At 38.1% G+C, this 22,162-nt stretch carries 24 protein-coding genes; 7 read left to right on the top strand and 17 right to left on the bottom strand.

Annotated features, from left to right (window positions below):
- The first annotated feature begins 35 nt into the window (after positions 1 to 35).
- The 4 genes from MKX72_RS07815 to MKX72_RS07800 all read left to right on the top strand — a co-directional run bounded on the left by MKX72_RS07815 (position 36) and on the right by MKX72_RS07800 (position 3,847).
- The gene (locus MKX72_RS07815; RefSeq protein ID WP_028413978.1) at positions 36 to 830 is read left to right on the top strand and encodes an ABC transporter ATP-binding protein; all 795 of its coding nucleotides are present in this window, start codon (positions 36 to 38) and stop codon (positions 828 to 830) included.
- Complete coding sequence (locus tag MKX72_RS07810; protein ID WP_028413979.1) at positions 831 to 1,751, top strand: iron-hydroxamate ABC transporter substrate-binding protein; 921 nt, start codon at positions 831 to 833, stop codon at positions 1,749 to 1,751.
- An 81-nt stretch (positions 1,752 to 1,832) separates the two neighbouring features.
- The gene (locus MKX72_RS07805; protein ID WP_033578479.1) at positions 1,833 to 2,843 is read left to right on the top strand and encodes a FecCD family ABC transporter permease; all 1,011 of its coding nucleotides are present in this window, start codon (positions 1,833 to 1,835) and stop codon (positions 2,841 to 2,843) included.
- Complete coding sequence (locus MKX72_RS07800; protein WP_028413981.1) at positions 2,840 to 3,847, top strand: FecCD family ABC transporter permease; 1,008 nt, start codon at positions 2,840 to 2,842, stop codon at positions 3,845 to 3,847. The genes MKX72_RS07805 and MKX72_RS07800 overlap by 4 nt, the downstream gene beginning before the upstream one ends.
- 37 nt (positions 3,848 to 3,884) lie before the next feature.
- Here MKX72_RS07800 and MKX72_RS07795 read toward each other — a convergent pair whose 3' ends face one another.
- On the bottom strand, positions 3,885 to 4,046 hold the full coding sequence (locus MKX72_RS07795) for a YfhD family protein (RefSeq protein ID WP_074894520.1): 162 nt from the start codon (positions 4,044 to 4,046) through the stop codon (positions 3,885 to 3,887).
- Between the two features lie 128 nt (positions 4,047 to 4,174).
- Between MKX72_RS07795 and ytzI the strand changes: the two genes are divergently transcribed.
- On the top strand, positions 4,175 to 4,309 hold the full coding sequence (gene ytzI / locus MKX72_RS07790) for a YtzI protein (protein WP_080754395.1): 135 nt from the start codon (positions 4,175 to 4,177) through the stop codon (positions 4,307 to 4,309).
- 29 nt (positions 4,310 to 4,338) lie between these two features.
- On the opposite strand, the gene MKX72_RS07785 is transcribed toward ytzI, so the two are convergent.
- From MKX72_RS07785 to MKX72_RS07770, 4 genes are all read right to left on the bottom strand, one after another.
- Entirely contained in the window at positions 4,339 to 4,536 is a 198-nt protein-coding gene (locus MKX72_RS07785) for a helix-turn-helix domain-containing protein (RefSeq protein ID WP_028413982.1), read from the bottom strand.
- A 44-nt stretch (positions 4,537 to 4,580) separates the two neighbouring features.
- Entirely contained in the window at positions 4,581 to 5,009 is a 429-nt protein-coding gene (locus MKX72_RS07780; RefSeq protein ID WP_155008605.1) for a MarR family winged helix-turn-helix transcriptional regulator, read from the bottom strand.
- A 61-nt stretch (positions 5,010 to 5,070) separates the two neighbouring features.
- Positions 5,071 to 6,696 (bottom strand): DHA2 family efflux MFS transporter permease subunit, encoded by a 1,626-nt coding sequence (locus MKX72_RS07775; RefSeq protein ID WP_033578477.1) that lies wholly within the window; start codon positions 6,694 to 6,696, stop codon positions 5,071 to 5,073.
- Positions 6,697 to 6,729: 33 nt separating this feature from the next.
- Positions 6,730 to 7,368, bottom strand: coding sequence for an HlyD family efflux transporter periplasmic adaptor subunit (locus tag MKX72_RS07770; protein WP_028413985.1), 639 nt, complete (start codon positions 7,366 to 7,368; stop codon positions 6,730 to 6,732).
- A gap of 279 nt (positions 7,369 to 7,647) precedes the next feature.
- Here MKX72_RS07770 and MKX72_RS07765 point away from each other — a divergent pair, with 279 nt between their 5' ends.
- Positions 7,648 to 8,109 carry a MarR family winged helix-turn-helix transcriptional regulator gene (locus MKX72_RS07765; RefSeq protein WP_033578476.1) on the top strand — a complete coding sequence of 154 codons (462 nt, stop codon included), beginning with the start codon at positions 7,648 to 7,650 and terminating at the stop codon, positions 8,107 to 8,109.
- A 50-nt stretch (positions 8,110 to 8,159) separates the two neighbouring features.
- Here MKX72_RS07765 and MKX72_RS07760 read toward each other — a convergent pair whose 3' ends face one another.
- The 6 genes from MKX72_RS07760 to MKX72_RS07735 form a co-directional block, all read right to left on the bottom strand.
- Positions 8,160 to 8,963 carry an endonuclease I family protein gene (locus MKX72_RS07760; RefSeq protein WP_155008606.1) on the bottom strand — a complete coding sequence of 268 codons (804 nt, stop codon included), beginning with the start codon at positions 8,961 to 8,963 and terminating at the stop codon, positions 8,160 to 8,162.
- Positions 8,960 to 9,919, bottom strand: coding sequence for a S8 family peptidase (locus tag MKX72_RS07755; RefSeq protein ID WP_033578474.1), 960 nt, complete (start codon positions 9,917 to 9,919; stop codon positions 8,960 to 8,962). Before MKX72_RS07755 ends, MKX72_RS07760 begins: the two co-directional genes overlap by 4 nt.
- Before the next feature lie 201 nt (positions 9,920 to 10,120).
- On the bottom strand, positions 10,121 to 10,861 hold the full coding sequence (locus MKX72_RS07750; RefSeq protein ID WP_028413989.1) for a DsbA family oxidoreductase: 741 nt from the start codon (positions 10,859 to 10,861) through the stop codon (positions 10,121 to 10,123).
- Between the two features lie 201 nt (positions 10,862 to 11,062).
- On the bottom strand, positions 11,063 to 12,043 hold the full coding sequence (locus tag MKX72_RS07745) for a DUF3231 family protein (protein ID WP_033578473.1): 981 nt from the start codon (positions 12,041 to 12,043) through the stop codon (positions 11,063 to 11,065).
- 180 nt (positions 12,044 to 12,223) lie between these two features.
- Entirely contained in the window at positions 12,224 to 13,144 is a 921-nt protein-coding gene (locus MKX72_RS07740; RefSeq protein ID WP_034266589.1) for an oxidoreductase, read from the bottom strand.
- Positions 13,145 to 13,291: 147 nt separating this feature from the next.
- Positions 13,292 to 13,663 carry a thiol-disulfide oxidoreductase DCC family protein gene (locus MKX72_RS07735; protein WP_028413991.1) on the bottom strand — a complete coding sequence of 124 codons (372 nt, stop codon included), beginning with the start codon at positions 13,661 to 13,663 and terminating at the stop codon, positions 13,292 to 13,294.
- 419 nt (positions 13,664 to 14,082) lie between these two features.
- On the opposite strand from MKX72_RS07735, the gene MKX72_RS07730 reads away from it, so the two are divergent.
- Entirely contained in the window at positions 14,083 to 15,306 is a 1,224-nt protein-coding gene (locus tag MKX72_RS07730; RefSeq protein ID WP_028413992.1) for an MFS transporter, read from the top strand.
- 246 nt (positions 15,307 to 15,552) lie between these two features.
- Here the strand turns inward: MKX72_RS07730 and MKX72_RS07725 are convergent, their stop codons facing one another.
- From MKX72_RS07725 to MKX72_RS07700, 6 genes are all read right to left on the bottom strand, one after another.
- Complete coding sequence (locus MKX72_RS07725; RefSeq protein WP_033578470.1) at positions 15,553 to 16,764, bottom strand: MFS transporter; 1,212 nt, start codon at positions 16,762 to 16,764, stop codon at positions 15,553 to 15,555.
- A 103-nt stretch (positions 16,765 to 16,867) separates the two neighbouring features.
- Positions 16,868 to 17,776 (bottom strand): UTP--glucose-1-phosphate uridylyltransferase GalU, encoded by a 909-nt coding sequence (galU, locus tag MKX72_RS07720; RefSeq protein ID WP_155008607.1) that lies wholly within the window; start codon positions 17,774 to 17,776, stop codon positions 16,868 to 16,870.
- 44 nt (positions 17,777 to 17,820) lie between these two features.
- Positions 17,821 to 19,023, bottom strand: a complete 1,203-nt coding sequence (locus MKX72_RS07715) for a macrolide family glycosyltransferase (protein ID WP_033578469.1) — start codon at positions 19,021 to 19,023, stop codon at positions 17,821 to 17,823.
- 287 nt (positions 19,024 to 19,310) lie between these two features.
- Positions 19,311 to 20,765, bottom strand: a complete 1,455-nt coding sequence (locus MKX72_RS07710; RefSeq protein ID WP_235918784.1) for a LysM peptidoglycan-binding domain-containing protein — start codon at positions 20,763 to 20,765, stop codon at positions 19,311 to 19,313.
- A gap of 208 nt (positions 20,766 to 20,973) precedes the next feature.
- Positions 20,974 to 21,195: a spore germination protein gene (locus MKX72_RS07705; protein ID WP_028413997.1), complete on the bottom strand. Its 222-nt coding sequence runs from the start codon at positions 21,193 to 21,195 to the stop codon at positions 20,974 to 20,976.
- 84 nt (positions 21,196 to 21,279) lie between these two features.
- A complete protein-coding gene (locus MKX72_RS07700) occupies positions 21,280 to 22,134 on the bottom strand; it encodes a DUF1206 domain-containing protein (RefSeq protein WP_033578468.1) in 855 nt (284 codons plus the stop codon).
- Between the last annotated feature and the right edge of the window lie 28 nt (positions 22,135 to 22,162).

The following is a 22,162-nucleotide window of genomic DNA, read 5'->3' as shown; positions in this document are numbered from 1 at the left end:
TATTTGTTGTATTAAATGTAAACGGAGGGTCAGATATGGTTCGCCTATATACAGAGAAATTACATATTAGTTATGGTGAACGTCTAATAGTAAAGAATTTAAGCGTTAACATTCCAGACAAAAAGATTACTACAATTATTGGTTCAAACGGATGCGGCAAATCAACGCTTTTGAAAGCCATTACCCGCATTATTTCTCATCAATCCGGTTCCGTTATTTTAGACGGCGAAAACATTTCAACAGAACATACAAAAGCACTCGCTAAAAAAATGGCTATTCTCCCTCAAACCCCTGAAAGTGCTAAAGGCTTAACGGTGGGAGAACTTGTATCTTATGGGCGATTTCCCTATCAAAAGGGGTTTGGGCGTCTATCAAAAGAAGATTATCAAACGATTGACTGGGCGCTTGAAGTAACCGGAACAAAAGATTACAAGTTTCGTCCTGTAGATTCTCTTTCAGGCGGTCAGCGCCAGCGAGTGTGGATTGCGATGGCTTTAGCTCAAGAAACCGATATTATATTTCTTGATGAGCCGACTACCTACTTGGATATGGCTCATCAGTTAGAAGTGCTTGAGCTGCTTCAAAAATTAAACAAAGAGCAGGGACGTACAGTTGTAATGGTGCTTCATGATCTAAATCAAGCCGCTCGCTTTGCGGATTATATTATCGCTTTAAAAAATGGTGAAATTGTCAAAGCCGGAAAATGTGAAGAAGTCATTACGCAGGACGTTCTAAAAAAAGTGTTTCATATCGACGCTGAAATTGGACGAGATCCGAGAACAAATAAACCAATGTGCATCACGTATAACTTATTAAGAGGAGATAACTAAATGAAAAAATTATTGCTTCCATTCATGCTTATATTCGTATTACTTATTAGTGCCTGCAGCAGCGGTTCAACTGAAAGCAAAAATGATTCTAGCAAAAACAGCGAATCCAAGACGATCACATATCAATCTGAAGACGGCCCTGTAAAAGTTCCGGCTAATCCGAAACGTGTTGTTGTGTTAGGTTCCTATGCAGGTAACGTACTTTCTTTAGGTGTTAACATTGTCGGAGTAGACTCATGGTCTAAAATGAATCCCCGCTTTGAAAAGAAATTAAAAGGCGTGGAAGAAGTATCAGACGAAAATTTAGAAAAGATCATTGAATTAAAGCCTGACTTAATTATTGGCTTATCTACTACAAAAAATATTGATAAATTGAAAAAAATTGCCCCTACTGTCACGTATACATACGATAAAGTAGATTACCTTACTCAGCATGTAGAAATTGGAAAGCTATTAAATAAAGAAAAAGAAGCACAATCATGGGTAGACGACTTTAAAAAGCGTGCGGCAAAAGCTGGTTCTGATATCAAAGCTAAAATTGGCGAAGATAGCACGGTTTCAGTTATTGAGAACTTTGACAAGCAGCTTTATGTGTTTGGGGATAACTGGGGACGCGGAACGGAGATTCTTTATCAAGAAATGAAATTAAAAATGCCGGAGAAAGTAAAGAAAATGGCTTTGAAAGATGGATACTATGCGATTTCGCCAGAAGTTCTTCCTGAATATGCCGGAGATTATTTAATCTTTAGCAAAAACCAAGATGGAGATACATCATTTGAGAAAACAGATACGTACAAAAATATTCCTGCTGTAAAGAATAATCACGTATTTGAAGCAAATGCAAAAGAATTTTATTTTAATGATCCAATCACATTAGATTATCAACTAGATTTCTTTACTCAAAAATTTCTTGGCAAGTAATTCATTCAAGAGGAATTCTTTTTAGAATTCCTCTTACTTTGTTTTACTAAATTTATTCTTACATGAAAAGATGGGTGTGTTATGAAAAAAGACAATCAGCGTTTCATTCCTTTTTTATACAAATTAATAGGTATGCTGCTCGTATTCATCATAATGTTTGTTTCTTCAATGGTTTTTGGCGCTGCTGACATATCGATAAAAGATGTATGGCTAGCACTTTCATCAAGCAGTGTAAACGAACAGATTTCGATCATCAGAGATATTCGTTTACCTCGTGAAATCGCCGCTGTTTTTGTGGGGGCTGCTTTATCAGTATCAGGGGCTATTATGCAAGGTATGACAAGAAACCCACTTGCAGATCCAGGACTTTTAGGGTTAACGTCTGGCGCAAATGCGGCTTTAGCTGTAACAATTGCCTTGATCCCTGCTATAACTTATTTGGGTATTACGATTGCTTGCTTTATAGGAGCCGGGGTTGGCGCAATCCTAGTGTTTGGGATTGCTGCTCTAAAAAGAGGAGGATTTTCTCCGCTTCGAATTGTACTAGCGGGAGCTGCCGTTTCAGCATTTCTTTATGCCATTGGAGAAGGCGTTGGTATTTATTTCAAAATTTCAAAAGATATATCGATGTGGACTGCTGGGGGAATGGTAGGCACTTCTTGGGAACAGCTTCAAATCATTGTTCCTTTTATTCTCGGAGGTATATTCATTGCCCTTTTGCTTTCTCGGCAGCTTACTATTCTGAGTTTAAATGAAGAAGTGGCTGTAGGATTGGGCCAGCAAACGACAAAAGTCAAAACCATTTTATTTGTCATCATGATTCTTCTTGCGGGTGCTTCTGTTGCGCTAGTGGGAAACATGGTGTTTATCGGCTTGATGATTCCTCATATTGTACGAGGAATTGTAGGAACTGACTATCGTTTTATTATCCCTATGTCCGCTATCACTGGCGCAGCGTTTATGCTGCTCGCTGATACATTGGCTCGAACGGTCAGTGCTCCTTATGAAACACCGATAGCAGCAGTTGTATCGATGATTGGTTTACCTTTCTTTTTAGTCATTGTTCGTAAAGGAGGAAAAGCATTCTCATGATTCACCCAGCGCTTATTAGAAAACAACGAATAATTATGATGCTGCTCACTGTTTTGATTCTTGGAACGGTTGTGATAGGAATGGGACTCGGTGATGCACCCCTTCCTTACAATAAAGTGTTTCCTACTCTTTTTGGCAAAGGGAATTTTACAGATGAGTTCGTCCTTTTTTCAATTCGACTTCCGCGGATTATCATTACGCTTCTAGCAGGAATGGCTCTAGCTTTATCAGGAGCTATCTTACAAGGTGTTACGCGCAATGATTTAGCGGAACCTGGGATTATAGGAATTAATTCAGGAGCAGGAGCCGCAATTGCTGTGTTCTTTTTATTTTCCCCAATTGAAGCAGGCTCTTTCGTTTATGCCCTTCCGCTGGTAGGCTTTATCGGCGCCTTGTTGACAGCTGGTCTTATCTATCTTTGTGCATATAGTAAAAGCCAAGGACTGCAGCCTGTAAAGTTGATTTTAACAGGCGTAGGTTTTTCAATGGCTCTTTCTGGAATGATGGTGGTGATTATGTCATCAGCTGATCGGGTTAAAGTTGATTTTATTGCTAAATGGATTGCAGGGAGCATCTGGGGGACAGACTGGCCTTTTATATGGGCTCTTCTACCTTGGCTTCTTGTCTTGATTCCTTTTATATTGTACAAAGCAAACTCATTAAACATTTTTAATTTAAATGAAGCTGCAGCTATTGGAGTCGGAATTTCTCTGGAGAAAGAACGTGTAACATTGCTTTTAGCCGCGGTGGCATTAGCGGCAGCCGCGGTTTCAGTGACGGGCGGCGTGGCTTTTATCGGACTTCTTGCTCCTCATATTGCTAAAGGCTTAGTAGGACCGAGAAGTCAGCTTTTTATTCCCGTTGCTATTCTACTTGGCGGTTGGCTTTTGCTGATTGCAGATACGATAGGACATAACATTGCCAATCCTAACGGTATACCGGCAGGAATTATTGCCGCCGTAATCGGTGCTCCTTATTTTGTTTATTTGCTTTTGAAAAAATAATAAGCAGACGCGCTTTTTCAGAAAGCGCGTCTAGTTATTATTTTTTTTGTCTTTCATCTGCAGCGTTCGCTCTAGCCTGTGCTTCTAAATCGTCTTGGTCTGCTAATTCACGCGAAAACTCTTCGTCCACTCCATCTGCTTTAGATGCAGGATAATCTGCTACCTTTTTTAATTGTTTCTTCAACTCTTTTTCATTCATAATGAACACTCCTTTATTCTAGACTGTTATTAGTATGCGTTTGTCGTTTCTGCACTATGTGGAGAAAGAAGGAATTTTACCAATAAGACCGAAAGCATACGTAATAAGAAAAAGAAAGGACGTTTTATATGATCATCATTATTACGCTCTCTATTATCATTGTATTTGTTATTTTACTGCTGTGCGTAGTTACCACCTCAAAAGCTTATGATTATAAACATACCGTAGATCCGCTTACAAAAAAACAACACGAAAAAAAGTAGGTGCGCTCGTTTCACACCTACTTTTTTTATTAGCCCTGCAGTGATTTTAAATCATGATCGTTCAATTGAAATGCTTGCTTAATTTTGTCTTCTAAGTTTTTTGTTACTCTTCTCTTCCCAACTTCAACCAGGGCGATTAAAGAAAAACTGCAGTTCACTGCTTGAGCGAAGTTTCGCTGATTCATATTGTAGTTTTTTCGAATGTTTTTTACCATCTCTTTATCCATTTACACTCACTCCGCATAACTCAATATACTTTTTTTATTCCTCTTCAAGTCACATGTTCATCTAGCTGCCAACAGAGCGTAAGAAATTGCTGCTGCTCTTCTTCTTTATAGCATGCAAACAGTTTTTCAACCCTTTGCTGCATGTCTTTCTCAGCCGCTTGAATCACTTGTTTTCCCTTGCTTGTAAGCTCAACCATAACTTTACGCCGATCTTCTTTTGAATGGTAGCGCTCCACAAGATTCAGTTCATACAAACGTGTAATTGATGCTGTGATAACGCTTGGGCTCGCCTTCATTTCGTCTGCCACTTTGGTCACAGGCATTGTACGTGCACGTTCAACAATCAGTAAAATATGATATTGAAAAGGGGTAATTCTGTAATGCTGTAAAAGGCTTTTTACATTTGTCATTACTTTTTTGTTTAAAGATATTGAAATTCTTTGAATTTCTTCACCAAATATCAATGGATCCATCCACCTCACCGCCCCTTTCTCTCCAACATGTTTTATGATGAACTTTTGATTCTATAGCACTTTATGAATTTATACTTTTTGGAGCTGGAAGCATACGAATATCTTCCTCTTGAGCTTTTGATTTCTTTTCTTCGACTACTTTATCTTTACGTACGTCACGAAGGAAGAAACTTAAAATTAAACCGATAACAGAAATCGCTGTTGCCCAATAAAAAGCATCGTTAATACCTTGAATCGTACCTTGCTGCGTCATTTTTCCAGATAAAATCGTCAGCGCTTGCTGCTGAGCTTGATCTTGTGATAAATGCAAAGTAGCAGCTACTTTTTGTACAAATAAATGAAAGCTATTCATAAAGAATGGATCAGACGTATTCATGGAACTGCTGATTTCATTTACATGATACGTTGTACGGTTTGTAAAAATGGTCGTCATTAAACTAATACCAATTGAACCACTTACTTGACGAAGCGTATTAGACATTGACGTTCCGTGACTGCTTAGTCTCTGCGGAAGCTGATTCAAACCGGCTGTCATAATTGGCATCATTAAAAGTGACATACCAAACGAGCGGATAATATAAATCGCTAAAATATGATTAAACGGTGTATCCATCGTCAGCTTCGTAAATTCAAACGTTGAAATAGATGTAATAAACATACCAACGATTGCTAGCGGACGAGGTCCCACTTTATCAAACAATGTACCTGAAATCGGCGACATAACCAGCATAACAAGTGCGCCAGGAAGCAACAGCAGTCCTGAATCAAAAGCAGAATATCCGCGGATATTTTGCAAGTAAATTGGAAGCAAGAACATACCTGCGTACATACTGATTGTAATCGCAATACTAATAATATTTGATAGTGAAAAAATATTATATTTAAACACGCGCATATCCAATAGCGGCTTTTCAGATTTAATTTGTTGAAGAACAAATATAATTAAAAGAACTGCCCCACCAATGATTGTAGAAAGAACAACTGAATCCGTCCAGCCGTCATTTCCAGCTTCACTAAATCCGTAAAGCAATAATCCCATACCTGCAAGTGATGTCACAACTGAAGGCATGTGAACTTTTACATCCTTTGGAGGCTGAATGTCTTTTAATTGAAAGAAAGCAATAATTAATACAATCGCACCTAATGGCACCATGCCGTTAAAAAGGATGTGCCAATCATAGTTTTGAATAACCCATCCAGATAATGTTGGACCAATAGCCGGTGCGAACATCATGGCTAATCCAAAAATACCCATCCCTTTTCCTCGCATGTGAGGAGGGAAAATAAACACAATAATGGTCATAACAAGAGGCGATAAGACACCTCCGCCAATAGCTTGAATTAAACGGCCGGTAAGCATAATCGAAAATGTAGGTGCAATTCCGCAAATCAATGACCCTACTGTAAAACAAACCATTGCAAATAAGAACAAGCGACGCACACCAAATCGTTCAATTAAAAAAGCTGAAAGCGGAATTAACGCCCCGTTCACAAGCATATATCCAGTTAACAACCACTGAGCTGTATTTGCGGTTACGCCAAACTCAGTAATTAAATGCGGGATGGCTACGTTTAGTAACGTTTGATTTAATATTGCAAGAAACAAACCAAGCATTAAAACAATCAATAGCGGAATATGCTTTTTGATGGATCCATCACTTGTGTTTTCTATACTGGCTGTCATCATATTTCCTCCCTTCTTGAACTGTTGTAGTAAGAATTAGTCTTTTGAAATTTTTACTTCAGCGTTCATTCCTGGTAGCACATGCTCTGAATAATTAGAAATAGAGATTTTTACAGGAACCGTTTGAGATACTTTTGTGTAGTTTCCATCTGAGCTTGAGTTCGATGTTAAAGATGAAAGTGAATTAGTTGCATATCCCACTTCTTCAACTTTACCGTCAATTTTTGTACTACTGTCTCCATCTACTGTTACATCTACATCGTCGCCCTCTTTAATATCCTTAAGCTGATCCTCTTTGATATTCGCTACGATAAATAGATCTTTCATATCTACTTCGGTTGCAATTTGCTGTCCAGCTTGAACCATTTGATTTTCTTTTACATTTGTTTGAATAATTTTTCCATCTGCTGGTACTGTAGCAGCTACAGAGCCTTTTTCAGCTTGAATCTTAGCAATTTCAGCATCTTTTGATACATCATTTCCTTCTTCCACTGTCCAGCTTGCTACCTTACCTGCTGCAGGTGCAACTACGTTGTATACATCTCCAGATACTTTAGCGTTATCCGTTGTAATATAGTTGGATTTTTGAACGTAATAATATCCTCCTCCAATTAATAAAGCTAAAATAACGATGATTCCAATAAAATTTGTTACCATTAAGCGACTTCTAGACATTCATTACTCCTCCTTAATACTTCACTAATAAAATTACTTTTTGATATAGCTTTTTCATAAAGATATTATCTCCATCTATTAGGAGATATGTTTCTTTATAATCATCCATTTGGTTAACTACCTAAATAACTTTATCATAAAGATATTTTTTCGTAAAGATATTAATTTAAAAATAATAATGGGGGTTAAAGATAATCGTTTCCATCCTTTACAATTGTTTCATTTTATTTTAGAGTTAGTTTATATATGTCCGTAGTGTACAAGGAGATGGAAGCTAGCATGGATAACAATGTAGAATCAAAAATTGAACACCTTTATCAAATTAACACATCTTTTTTTCAATATATGCGACATTTAGTCGAAGAAACATTAAAAACGCAGCCTTATCACTTAACACCCACTAAATTTTATATCTTAAACTACATTGCCAGCGGTACAAAGTATATGGTGGCAGATATTTCAAATAAACTTCACTTAACCTCGGGCGCTACAACTAGCTTATTAAATCAATTGGAAGAAGAATCTCTCATTCAGCGCGTGCGAGACGAAAAAGACCGGAGAGTCGTGTGGGTTTCATTGACCGATGAATCCAAACAGCTTGTTTCAATGATTACAGAGAAGCGAAATGTATTTTTAAAAGATATGCTAGCAGCTCTAACTGTAGAAGAACAAGAAGAATATTTTCGCTTGTTAAATAAAATGGATGCCCTTTTGAGCGATAAATATGGATTTTCTTATTAGGATACCTAAAGGAGCTCCGTTTCGAATAGAAACGGAGCTCCTTTTTTATTTTAGAGAGCCGAATTCATTAATGTAGCTGCTTTGTCAGGAAAATCGATAAAAGGATTTCGGTTGCCTTGCAATTCAAAAATTGCTGCATTGCGATGTTTTTCATAAAGTGAAACGGTAAATTCTTCATGCCATTTTAGTAAAAGAGGAAGATCTACTCGTGAAGAGTCAATTTTATTCTGATAGCGAATTAAAAAATAAAGCGTAGCTCGAGCGACAATTCCTTTTCCATATTCGGGTTCAAACTTACCTTTTTCTGATTTGCCGCACCCTTCTTTCACATCTGATTGCTTAACTTCCGGTGTATAATCCGGGAAGTCAATATAAGAGGAATTACCTCTTCGGCTGTTACAAGAAGGTTCACACGCAAACAAATGATGCAAATCGCCTCTCATAGGCTCTTGTTTTCCAAACCAAGATTGCGGGACAACGTGCTCACAGTTTAGCAGTATATCATTGCTTGAAACAGATGAGTGACTAAGCGACTGAAGTGCATCAATATCTTGCTGTATCGCTTCTAACGGATCCATACCTTTCCCTGAATACAGACTCTTCAGCTCTCCATTCTCCTGTAGATCCACCCATGGATATACATATTTATGCGGCGAATAACTCAGCAAATGCTGATGCGTTTCCGTTAACAAAGCTTGCATGGCTTCTCTTTCAAAGAGAGTACCTCGATAATAAAGATTTTTACTCTCTTCATCCGTCTTTTCATCATAATAGCTTCGTTTGTTTACGTATTCGTGATAAAGGGCTTTTGCCTGCTGTTTTTCCACCATTAATATATCTAAACTGCTTTTCATCCCATCACCTCTGAAGTCATTTGACGTTGAATTTCACGCAATAGCTTTTCAACAATGGTCAAGTGCACAAACCCGTTTCCTACTTCTCTTGGTGATTCATTTAATGGAAGTGTTCTTCTGATTAACTGTGCGTAAAGCTCTGGTTCTGTAAGTTCTCTTCCAAACGTTTCATTTGAAAGAACTTTTATCAATGCCAAAGCTCCCGCCACGTGAGGCGTGGCCATAGAAGTTCCGCTCAGTGCGGCATACTTTCCATTCAAGTAGGTTGATATGATCTTCTCCCCCGGAGCCACTACGTCCACTTCATTGTTTGAGTTGGAAAATATCGAAGAACGTTTCTTTAGATCAACCGCTCCTACGCTAATCACTTCATTATATGAGCCTGGGTATGCAAACTCATCTGTGGAGCTTTCTCCATCTCCTTCATTTCCCGCTGCGCAGACAACTAAAATATTCTGATCAACAGCATCCTGAATCGCTTCATGCAGTTCAGGTACATCGGCCGGACCTCCAAGTGACATTGAAATGATATCTACTTTTTGCTGGATGGCGTAGGTAATACCTTGAATAATCCATTCATATTGACCTGAACCATTCCCATCAAGTACTTTCAGAATAAGTAAATTCACCTCAGGAGCCACTCCTACAACGCCCGCTCCATTATGAGCTGCTGCAATTGTGCCTGCTACGTGAGTACCGTGACCATTATAGTCTTGATAAACATCAGGATTTTGCTGATCATCGTGCGTAAAATTTCTTCCTCCAATAATTCGCTCCTGCAAATCTGGGTGTGTAACCTCACAGCCAGTATCCAAAACCGCTACGGTTATTCCCTGTCCTTTTGTTTGCTTCCATACTTCCTCTGCTCCAATTAGAGCCACTCCTTGTGGGACTTCATTAAATTGACTTAATTGTTCAACTACTTGAAATGGGATAATGCGCACTTTGTTCTTCATTTAGATTCCCCCTGCAGGATTAAATGGAAGCTAGTTCATGGTGGGATCACTTTTAATCGCTTATTTTTGGAGTTCACTCATCGAGGTTTGTTGCTTCTAAACTTATTATAACACAAAAACAGAACACACGTTTGTGTTTTTGTGATTTTTTTAAAAAAAATAAACAAAAAGCAGAAGCGAAATTTCCGCCTCTGCTTTCTTTTATTGTTGGTCTTTAGAAGAATCAGGCACGGCACATTGACCATCTGCACAAAAGGCATCATCTGCGCCTTCTGGAGACAAACTCTTCAAAGCGGGAGTCGGATTTTCTTCTTCCCATACTTGTTGGAGAGCTCCTACAAATGTTTCGACTGGCTGTGCACCTGAAATCGCATATTTTTGATTAATAACAAAATACGGAACGCCGCTAATGCCATATTGCTGAGCCGTTGCTTCATCACTGCGCACTTCATTTGCATATGCGTTTTTATCTGCAAGAATTTGACGTGCTTCTTCTCGATCAAGACCTGCATCTTCAGCAAGAGCAATCAGCGTCGCTTCTTCACCTAGATGTTTTGATTCAGTAAAATATGCATATAAGAGTTTTTCTGTAATAGCTGCTTCTTTTCCTTGAGCTTTTGCAAATTTTGCTAAACGATGAGCGTCAAATGTATTAGTTGGCTTCATGTCGTCAAAATTAAAGGATAATCCTACACCAGCTGCCTGCTGTCCGATCCCTTCATTTGCTTGCTTCGCTTGTTCAATGGTCATTCCATATTTAGCAGCAAGAGCTTCATTAATCGTTTTACCAGTATTAACTGAAGCATTTGGATCTAGCTCAAAGCTTTTAAATTCAACCTGCACGTCATCTTTGTGTGCAAACTGCTGAAGCGCTTGCTCTAATCGACGCTTTCCAATATAACAAAAAGGACAGACAAAATCTGACCAAACTTCTATTTTCATCGTGACACCTCTTCAATTCAAGATAATTCTTATCGTAGCATATCTTTGAATAATTTCCATCATAACTTGCTCAAACAAAGCAAAAAACACGGTGTTGATTTACATACTAAGTGTATTGAATCAGCACCGTGTTTTTATCTCACTTATTTTAAATTCATTGCTTTTAAAAGAGCATCATGTAAATACGTATTTTCATATTAGCTAATCAATACTTGGTGGAACTTCAAGCCAGCCTTTTTTAATCATAATTTCCGTCGCTTCGCTTGCATATTGAAACGCATCTTCTCCTATCAGCATCATTTTAGCCACAATATCTCTTCGAAAACTAAATGCTGCTCCAAATGCCTGACTTCCAATACTAAAATTACTTAGTAAAATATCGCATGTCAGCATCAAACGATCAGAAAAAGCAGGCGTTTCAGAAGTCGTGATGCTTCCTGTTGAGGCAACAGAAGGTGAAATATCGTCTTGTATAATTATTTCTTCTAGACGCGTAATAATCTTTTTACTGAGCTCTTTTCCTTTCAAAAAATGCTTTTTGACTTCGGTATCTTTAGCCGTTTGAGAAAAAGCCTTCATTAACTTCATCCCCACAATGTTTGTTTCGACCCCATGATAAAGCTGAGCTAGCTCCATCGTATTTAATACTCTTTTATCCGCAAATACATTTAAGCCGCTCAAATATTTTCTGTCAGAAACAAACTCAACAGTGGTTGGCATCGGAATATAGGGTGGACGTGATAAAATCCCTTTTTTCAGTAAATACTGCGTACAGGAATCATAACAATGTTGCGTAATCTTTGTTAAATCTTGATAAAATTTCACCACATCTTCTCTGTAGGCCTTACCTAAACTTAATGTATACATCCCCATACTAATTTCTTTAATAACACGAAGAAACATAATATCAAATCCATTAGTAAATAGTTTTGGAGCCTGTATGTTTACGTCTTGAGATGAAAGCCCGGTTGGCACTACGGCTCCTTCTTTTTCAAATATTGTTTTTATCTTTCGTATGTATATAATAAGCTGCTCACGCAAATCTGTCATAATTGTTTTAGCATCTTCATCGTCTGCATGTTCAATCATATAATCCAACAAGCAAATGATTAACGTTTTCTGCTGATATGTCATCCACAGCGTTCCAATTTCACTTGAGGTAATACTAGGTTTGTCAGGCACTGTTACTTTCCTCCGCTTCTTGAGCTTTGTTGAGTGCTTTTATCGCTCAAAAGAGAACATACTCATTGTACGTTTACTTACCATTATGCTATCCAACATTCTTTTTTTTATTTAACCCGCTGATCTATAGTTTTTGAGCAACAAAAAAACAGCTCCGCACTTACAGAACTGTTTTTTATCTTAAGCACGAAACGAGTACTCAACACCTGTTAAGTCCTCAGATACGCTCCATAGTTTTTCCGCTACGTCCGGTTTAAATAAAACATCTCCCATCATATCTTTTACAGGATATCCTTTTTTAGCATCTTTTCCGTCTGGCCCAATATATGTACCGCCTTCTATTGATTCAGTGGCTGCATAAAGAGTAGGCAGCGCGCCCATTTCTGCAGATTGACTAAATAGCTTGACTAAAAATTTCAACAAGCCGTTTGGTTCTTTTCCTGAACCGCGTGATAATAGGTTTGTATTTGAAATACCCGGATGTACAGCGGCACTAATTGTCGTTGATCCGGCTGCTTCTAAGCGAATTTGCAATTCTTTGGCAAACAATAGGTTGGCGAGTTTGCTTTGTCTATAGAACTTCATTGGACTGTAGCCTTTTTCTCCGTCGAGATTATCAAAATAGATTTCTCCAGAATTAGCGGCTATACTGCTTACCGTTACGACACGTGAATGTGGAGTGGCCGTTAGTAAAGGAAGCAGCAAGCCCGTAAGTGCAAAATGTCCTAAATGATTACAGCCAAACTGCAGTTCAAATCCGTCTTTCGTTTTGCTGTGAGGCGGCACCATCACGCCTGCATTATTAATGAGAAGATCCAAAGACGAGTATTGTTGAAGAAATTGATTGGCAAAATGCCGAATAGAGCTCAAGTCACTAAGATCTAATGACATAATAGTCACTTTAGCATTTCCGTTATCCGCTTTAATTCTTTTCTTAGCTTCTTTCCCTTTTGCTTCATTACGCACAGCAAGAATGATTTCTGCTCCGCGAGCTGCTAGAGCCTTTGCAGCTTCAAACCCAATACCGCTGTTTCCTCCCGTTATAAGGGCAGTTTTCCCCGTTAGATCAGGCATTCGTTCAGCTGTCCATTTTGTTTTCATATAAAGTTCTCCCTTTCAGCTATAGCTGCTTTTCTAGAATTTACGCGTCTCGGTCACATACGTTTTTAGAAATTAAAGTATGTATAAATTATAATGTTTTCAAAACAAAAGGGACAAGCTTTTTAAAAGCTTGTCCTTTTTATATGTTTATGTGGTTCGCGGCGAATCGTAGCGCCCAAACCAGTCGTACCTGTTTGTGGATATCCATTTGTATAGCGGACTAAACGCTTTTTTCATTAATGGTAAATGCAGAAGCACGCCGATTGGACATGTAAGAGGCAAAACAGCTAAAAGCCGTCTGACCGTTTCAAATCCTGCTAATACTTCCCCTTTTTTGGTGACCATATGAATTTGATCATATAAGTCTCTTCCTTCTTCTTTTAAGTAGCTATACTCCGTTCGTTCAATGTATTGAACTGGAATCCACTGGATTTGGTTCGTCCAGTCCAGCGCTTTAATTATTTTTTTTACGTTGTAACATAAAGGACATTCCGCATCAAAAAATACTTTGTGCTTCATTGTTTCCACCTTTCTTCCCTTATTTCTTTTTCCTTAGTTTATAAATACCCTTTTCTCATTTTTAATAACCATCATTATGAGGTACTTCTTGTGCAGCCTGGCTTTAAAGCGAACATTTTTTGTGGAGTTTCTTTTGTGAAGCCGCGAAAGAAGATAGGATTTTTTTATAAAATATCACTTTTTTGGTTTAAAGCGCTAAAAACATGTTAGAATAGATTTCATATTGATTTGAAGCACTAGATGCACGCATTTAGTCGCATACTAAAAAGAACTGAATAAATCCAATGATAAAAGGTAAAGGTAATGTCTTCATAAACTTATCATGGAAGTAGGTTTATAAATAACGATGAAAAAAGGAGGGCTGGGTGATTGCTTTTATCCATTTCATATAAGCTTTTTTACGTAAGGATGTGTAAACGATGAAAAATAAGTACATGCTGTCAGCTTCAGGTATGTATATTAACTATTTTCTACTTGGCATGGTCAATATCATGCTTGCATCAAATATGTCATTTTTGACAAAACAATTAAATACCGACGGTGCTGGAATCAGCTATATCATTTCTGCTATCGGAATTGGAAAATTGCTTTCATATTCTCTATCAGGCATCTTGTCTGATAAAGTCGGACGAAAACCTTTGATTATTGTTTCGTCTCTGACGATGGCTATTTTCTTAATTGGCATTCCATTATCGCCAAATTATCAAACAGCCTTTATCTTTGCCATTATTGCTGGTATTGCAAACTCTGCTATGGACGCTGGAACATACCCTGCTTTGATTGAAGTTTTTCCTAAATCTTCAGGTTCAGCCAGTGTTCTTGTAAAAGCATTTATATCAGCTGGAGCAGCGCTTCTGCCGTTTATGATTGCCTTTTTTGCGGATCGTGATTTGTTTTATGGGTATGCTTTTTTCCTTCCCGCTCTTATTTATTTACTAAATATGATCTTTATGTTCAAACTGCCTTTTCCCAATCATAAACGCGAACAGAATACAGTTCAACAGCAAAGTACAGAAGAGAATAAATTTATCTCTCCTCCTAACATGAAACAAGAAGGAATCGCTCTTATTGTGATTGGATTTACTTCTACAGCTCTGTTTACAGTGGCTCAAATTTGGCTTCCTACTTATGGTCAACAAGTATTAGGTATGGCTGAAAGCAGCTCGGTTCGCCTTTTAAGCTACTACAGCATCGGAGCTTTAATCTCTGTTTTAGTATTAGCCGTATTATTAAGCAAAGTGCTTCGTCCTGTAACGGTTATTCTCGTTTACCCGATGATTACCCTTATCGCTGTACTTACGCTTCTATTTGTTAAAGTACCTGCTATTGCAATTGCAGCTGCTTTTTTCATGGGATTTTCTACGGCTGGGGTCTTTCAATTAGCGATTACCGTTATGACCGAGCTTTTCTGGAACAAAAAAGGAACGGTTACAGGAATTGTAGCGACCGCTGCTGGATTAGCTGCAATTTTATTGCCTTTAGCAACAGGGCTCATGTCTAAAACGGGACATATTTCAATTATCTTTATCTTTGATGCGATGCTTTCAGTAGTAGGTATGGCGGCGGCGGCTTTTGTTAATTACCGCTACCGCAAAATTTTAAATAAAAAGCCCCGCGAACAAATTCAAGAAACAGCCTCATAAAAAAGAGGCTGGGGCAAAAGTATTTTAGAGAAAGTAAAAAAAACGAACCATTAATGAATGGTTCGTTTTTTGTTATGGTGAACGTATGTGTCATTTCTTTAGGTCCTTCTAGCAGTTGATTGGAGGGCAAGGCGAAGACTTGCACGGAAATCAACTGCGGTGTCACAAGCAGTGCAGCTCATGCATACTATTTGTTTGTCTTTAGATTAGATTAATTTGGTAATATCTCAACCTCTTCTTAACTTTTCAGCTCACTTCCTCAGCTGATTTTTGCTTCATCAATAGAAACATTACACCTGAAATAACCGCAAAAACAGCTAAAATGTAAAAAGTAGAAGGCAACGGAATCACACTAACTAGTGACCCCATAGCTAAGCTGCTGACAACTGCTGAAGTTTGTATAGCTGTCATATATGCCGTCGTGGCTAGTCCAATTTGACGCGGGGCCAGTGACTGAGCATACACCATGCCAACTCCCATTGTAGCGGATAGAATGAAAGCATAAAATACTTGAAGCGCAATCAATCCACTCAGCGGTAAATGAAGGCTTGTTAAAACAAAATAAAGCACTTGGCAAGCTATGCCGATAACAAAGAAGCGTTTGACTCCGATTTTATCAGAAAAATAGCCTCCTAACGGCATAAATATTAGTTCAAAAACAGACGTAACGGTAAAAAGAATTCCTACAATCGAAACGGATTGCTTTAACGTATCCGTTATATACAGCGGCAAATACATAGAACGTCCGGAATCACCCGCAAAAATGAAAAGAGCCGCTACGAATACAGCTATTAATACAGAAGGTATACCAGCTGGCGCTTTTGAAGATGCATGTGCTGAAGGTTGAGGCATACTGTCTTCTTTAAGCGCAAAAAGAACCCACACTAAAGTTGCCAGCGATAACAACCCTGATAGTAAAAATAAAAGAGTATACCCTCCGTGGTCAATGATTAAAGCTCCGAGCATCGGTCCAAAAATATAGCCTTGTGAAAATGCCATTCGCACAGTACCGGTAATCGTACCTGCCTGCGATTTACTTTCTTCCTTTTTAACAATAAAATCATTCAGCAGAGCAAAGAAAAAAGAAAACGCATTAAACCCTCCTATAGCAAGTAAAATGAGTGCTATTGTATAAGAATGCGTAAACGCTAAGGGAACTCTTGAAATGGTTCCAATCAGTAAGGCCCAAATAATAAATGGCTTTCGTTTTCCCCATTTGTCTGATAAAGAAGCCAAATAAAACGAGACGATTAAACCAAGAATGCTCATTGGGACAAATAAAAATCCTGCTTGAAACGAAGTGGCGTGCAATGTATTTGTTGCCCAAACCGTTAAATAAGGCATAAAGCCGCCAACAGACAACCCAATAATAAATAATGAAATAAAAATCGTTCGAAAATCCCGGTCTGTAAATACAATCTTTATGCCTGATACAAACGAATTTTCTGCTTTCGACATAAACTCATTTCAACCCTTTCTATCCAGCTGTCAAACGTTCCATTTTCGCAAAAAAACGCACCTTTCTTCAAGAAACAGTAGAAGAAAGGTGTGTAAATGAAGGTTATTTTCCAATTTGTACAGCAATTTTTTCTTGTTGTTCTTCCTTGTTGATCAGCTCTTTGAATTTAGTTAAAAGAGGTGCTTTTAATTCTTCATCTTTTAACGCAAAAGCAAGGGTCGTAAAAATAAAATCTAATTTTTCCCCTGCATCATAACGTTCGCCTTCGAATTCGTAAGCATAAATAGAACGGTCTATATTCATACGCTGAATAGCATCCGTTAGCTGAATCTCCCCACCTTTTCCAGCTTCCTGCGTTTCAAGATAATCAAAAATGTCAGGTGTAAATACATAGCGTCCAATAATTCCTAAATTAGACGGAGCTTCTTCGACTGATGGTTTTTCTACAAAACCATTCACTTCGTATAATCGGTTTTTATTTGCTTTTGGATCTATAATCCCGTAACGATGAACGGCTTCTTCCTCTACGCGCTGCACGCCGATAACCGACGATCCCGTTTGGGTATACTGGTCAATCAGCTGTTTTAAACAAGGCTGATCTGGGTCTGTTAAGTCATCTCCAAGTAAAACTGCAAACGGTTCGTTTCCAATAAATTGTCGAGCACAGCCAATCGCATGGCCAAGGCCCTTCATTTCTTTTTGACGAACGTAATGAATATTCGCTAGTTCAGAGATATGCTCCATTTCCTCTAATAGTTCGGTCTTTCCTTTTTGATGAAGCAAGTGTTCTAATTGAATATTATGGTCAAAATGATTTTCAATCGCTTGTTTTCCGTTTCCTGTAACAATTAAAATATCTTCGATGCCTGATTTTAAGGCTTCTTCCACAATAAATTGAATGACGGGCTTATTTACAATTGGAAGCATTTCTTTTGGGATAGATTTTGTAACGGGTAAAAAACGAGTACCTAACCCTGCTGCTGGTATAACTGCTTTTTTTATAGTCTGCATATGATTTACTCCTCTCTGTTAGTTATCTAGCTGTCTTACATCTATTACGCTTTAACAGGCACCATCTTGAAAATTTCTTTCACACCTTGCTTGTATCCTCCCGCTGAGCGAAGTGATTCTCCGATTTGTTGTGCATGCTGTTTATATGTGTGAGTAGTTAAAACGTCGTTAACTGTATTTTTGATTAGCTCAGCAGATACATTATTTTTATCTAATTTCACGCCTGCTCCTAACTCCTGCACGCGATCGCCCACCATAAATTGATCCACTGCCATTGGAATAACGACAAGCGGTGTATCGTAGTATAATCCTTCACTGCTGCTGTTCATTCCGCCGTGAGTAATAAATAAATCCGCACGTTTTAAAATTTCTAGCTGCGGTACGTATTGTTTTACAACGAAGTTTTCTGGAATGTGTGCTAATTCTTCAGGTTTTGTATTTTTACCAATAGATAAAATAACTTTACCCTCAAAATCTTTTAATGCTTCTATACATAAGTTATAGATTTCTAGCTGCTGATTAAAAATAGTTCCCATAGAAACAAAAATAATTTTTTCATTTTCATTTTGTAAGTAAGAAGGATCTTCAATATCTAATCGTTTAACAATTGAAGGACCAATAAACTTGTACTCACTCGTAAATTCAGATACGTGCGGCTGAAAGAATTCTGACGTAAATATTAACGTAATATCCCCTGGATTTGACATAATGTCCATGGAGTCTTTTAACTCCGTATTATATTGGCTGTTGAACTTATTTAATGATTTTTCGAATTGAGGATAAAAGGAAGATTGGTCAGGTTCTGTTTGACCACTTGGCATCATACAAGTTGCTAACTCCTTATTTAACGCAAACGTCGTACAAAGAGAAACCTTTGGAAGCTGAAGAAGGTCGGCCACAGCGGAACCTGCTAAAAGGTGATAATCATAAAGTACATAATCATATGTTTCATGTTTCGTTTCACTCATAATTTTAGTAATAATATTTTCAGATTCATTTAAAAACAAATTCATTATTTCATAGCGGTCATAAGACTCTTCTTTGGTCATACGGTTGCTCATATCAAGACTTGGACGAAAATCTTCGTATTCACGAAATTCCGCTCCTGCTTTTCGGATTTTTTCAGCATAGTCTTCAATGCCGTAATAGACGACCTTCTCCCCTTGAGCCATTAATTCTTTTACAATTCCTAAAGAAGGGTTCACATGTCCTTCACCTGGAAAGCCTATTACTAATACATTTCCCATAACATCCATTCCTTTCACTTAGTTAATAATTAAATCACTTAATTATTCATTTGGTAAATTTATTGTATAGAAACTGAATTTACTATAAATTATCTTTATCGTAAAGTCATTAAGCGTTTTCAACTAAAAAAAGGTTAAATAGGCTCATTTTGGAATATAGTTATAAATTAACTCAAGAAAAACAAATATTGTAAAATTTATCTTGTTTGTAAATAGATGTATGCGCTTCAATATGATGAAAATAAAAAACACACCTAGCTACATTAAGCATAAGGTGTGTTTTTTATTTAGAAGTTATATAACTCCCATATATCTGATGTTTCTGAACCAATATACCAAGCTGCCGCCCCGCCTAAATGATAGTCATTAATTAATTTAACCCGGCGCTGCATAGATGCTTTGTCTTCGAGCCATATTTGATGCTTCGTACCATTTTCGGTGTATTCTACATAGTACTGAGAGGCTTGGCTGTCCCATTTTTTAGTTAACTTTTTAGAAGAGATAATTGCTTCGGCTTCTTTCATCGTTAAGTCTTTTGTGACAACTTTTTTGGTAGATAGATCCGTTTTCCATTCTCGCGTATAAAAAGGAACTCCCAGCAGGATTTTGTGTGCAGGTACATCTTTCATAAGAAGTTCTGTTCCTTCTTTCACCCAAGGCAGCGAAGCCACAGACCCTGGAACCTGACTTCCTCCCCAGTGTTCTTCATAACCCATCATAATGACGTAATCTGCCACTTGACCAATCTGTTTTCGATCAAAGCTTCCTGACCAAAACGGATCATTATTCTCTCGTGTTACGTCTACTGAAACGGTCATACCATGAGGCTTTAACGCTGCTTTTAATTCTTTAATAAATAAAACAAAATCTTGTTTGTTTTTGATATTAATATTTTCAAAGTCAACGTTAATACCGTCACTGTTTGTTTTCACAAGCGAACTTTCGACTGACGATACAAGCTTTTGCCGCTTTGCTTTATTGCCTAGGACGTCACTTGTCAGCACATCATCGAAATTGTTACCGATGAGCGGCCAGACTTTTTTGCCGTTTTTGTGAGCCGTTTGAACATACGATGGATTTATAGAAGATGAAACAACTTTGTCACTCCGCGTTAGCGTAAACCAGCGTGGTGAAACAACGTCTAAGTTCTTTTGTTTCATCGATTCTGCATAGCCTGCTGTTTTTTCATTAAAGCTCCAGCCCATAACTACTGGCTGATGCTTCTTTTGTGCTAAATCAGATTTTTTGATCCAGCCCTTTTTCCCTTCCAAAAGCTGTACTTGTACATAGTAATCAGGAATAATAAGCATTTGTCCAGGCTTAATATTTGTTGATGATAGCTGATTTAACTTTGTTAATTCAGTCGCTTTTACACCGTACTTTACAGAGATTTTCCAAAGCGTATCTCCTGATACTACTTTATGTAACAAGCCTTTTGGTGGTATTTTCAGCGTTTGCCCCGGAGTTAGCTCCGTCGTTTTTAGCTGATTTTGTTTTATTAGCTCGCTGACTGTTACACCATATTGTTTAGCTAGTAGCCATAGTGTATTTCCTGGCACTACTTTATGGGTGATAACTTGAGCTGCATCTCCCGCTTCAGATGAAATAGCAGGAAATTCTTCTCCTTTTTTCACTGTCTGAACAACCGAAGAATGCAAAGATGGAGAACGATACACATTTACATTATCACCTTTGACAGTGCCTACTGAAGAAGCAGCGTCTCCTTTACTTATTGGGGCCAATCCTCCACTGAAAAGACAGAGAATAAGTAGGCTCATACATATTTTCTTCATTTGATAATCTCGCCTCCCCACTTTTTGACATCACCTGTCTAGTTTACTACTCCTATAAGATAGAATCCTAGAGGTACATTGTGGTAAAGAAACGTTTGGGTATACGTCAAACTCAAATAAAAAAGCTTACCGTCCGATGACGATAAGCTTTCGTTTCTTATGCATTTCCCACTACATTTTGATCGTTAATATCCATATCAATTGTATTGGCGGTACTGGCACTGCTTGTAATATTCATAAAGTTTCCTGTGTTCCCGCTACCAGAACCGACTGTTGTAAAAGCTGTACTCTTTGGCTTAATAGCCAGACAATCACCAAACTCCACTGAAGATGAAACCAATACATTCGAGATATTTACGGCTCCTACTACCGATGGCATCTGCCTCTCCTCCTGTTCACTATCTATCTGCTATATGATATGAGCAGAAGGCTAAAAAGTAGCTTTTTCATCTTTTAAATTTTATTAAGGATCAATTCGTTTATACCTTGATTCTGCAAACATATATACTCCGTATGCCATAAGCCCGATTGATACGATAGCCAGCAGTACAGACCCAAAAGGACGCTGCGCTACTTCAGCAAGGGCTCCATCTAACCCTTTCGTTTCGTCTGGATCCGCTTGAAGAGCCGTGCGAATAAGAAAGAAGCCAATAATCCCAAAGACGATACTTCGAGCAATAATACCCGCTTTTCCAATATGCCCGCTCCATCGCCACTCTTCTTTTGACATTTCGTTTTTCTTTAGTTTTTTTAGGAAGCGTCCTGAAAGAGCCCAATATACTTGTCCAATCCCAAAGATAATAACGCCGATACCTGTAAGCGCAATGATGGTTTGCCCAAAGGGATAAGATAACAGCTTGGCTGATACCGTTTGATAATGCTTACCTGACGTATGAACGTGAGCATGAAGCAAAATTTTTATCGAACTCACACAAAGACTAATATAAAACGTGGCTACAACTAAATAGCCTAAACGAGTAAAAGCGCCTTTTACACCATGCCCAACGTGGTGAGGGTCAAAAATAGCAGAAATGATTTGCCAAAACGCATATCCACTTAAACCTACTGCCAAAACGATTAAAATTAAAAATCCAAACGGCTGCTTTGCAATTGTGTGTAGGGCCCCTTGAGAAGTAACTAAATCGCCTTTTAATCCGAAAGCTGTCTGAATCGCTAATATACCGATGACAAAATAGACCACACCTTGAGCTACATGACCAAACCGTGAAAAACGCACGACAAACGGCTTAGTGCGTTCTTTTAAGCGATGTAACTTTCGACCAAACGTATCTTTTTTAACAAATGGAGATTCACCCATACGTTTCCTCCTGCTTTTTGAAAACAAA

The organism is Priestia sp. FSL R5-0597, from assembly GCF_038006305.1.
Classification (GTDB): domain Bacteria; phylum Bacillota; class Bacilli; order Bacillales; family Bacillaceae_H; genus Priestia; species Priestia zanthoxyli.
The sequence above is the reverse complement of the archived record's forward strand: the minus strand, read 5'-3'. Positions and strand labels throughout refer to the sequence as shown.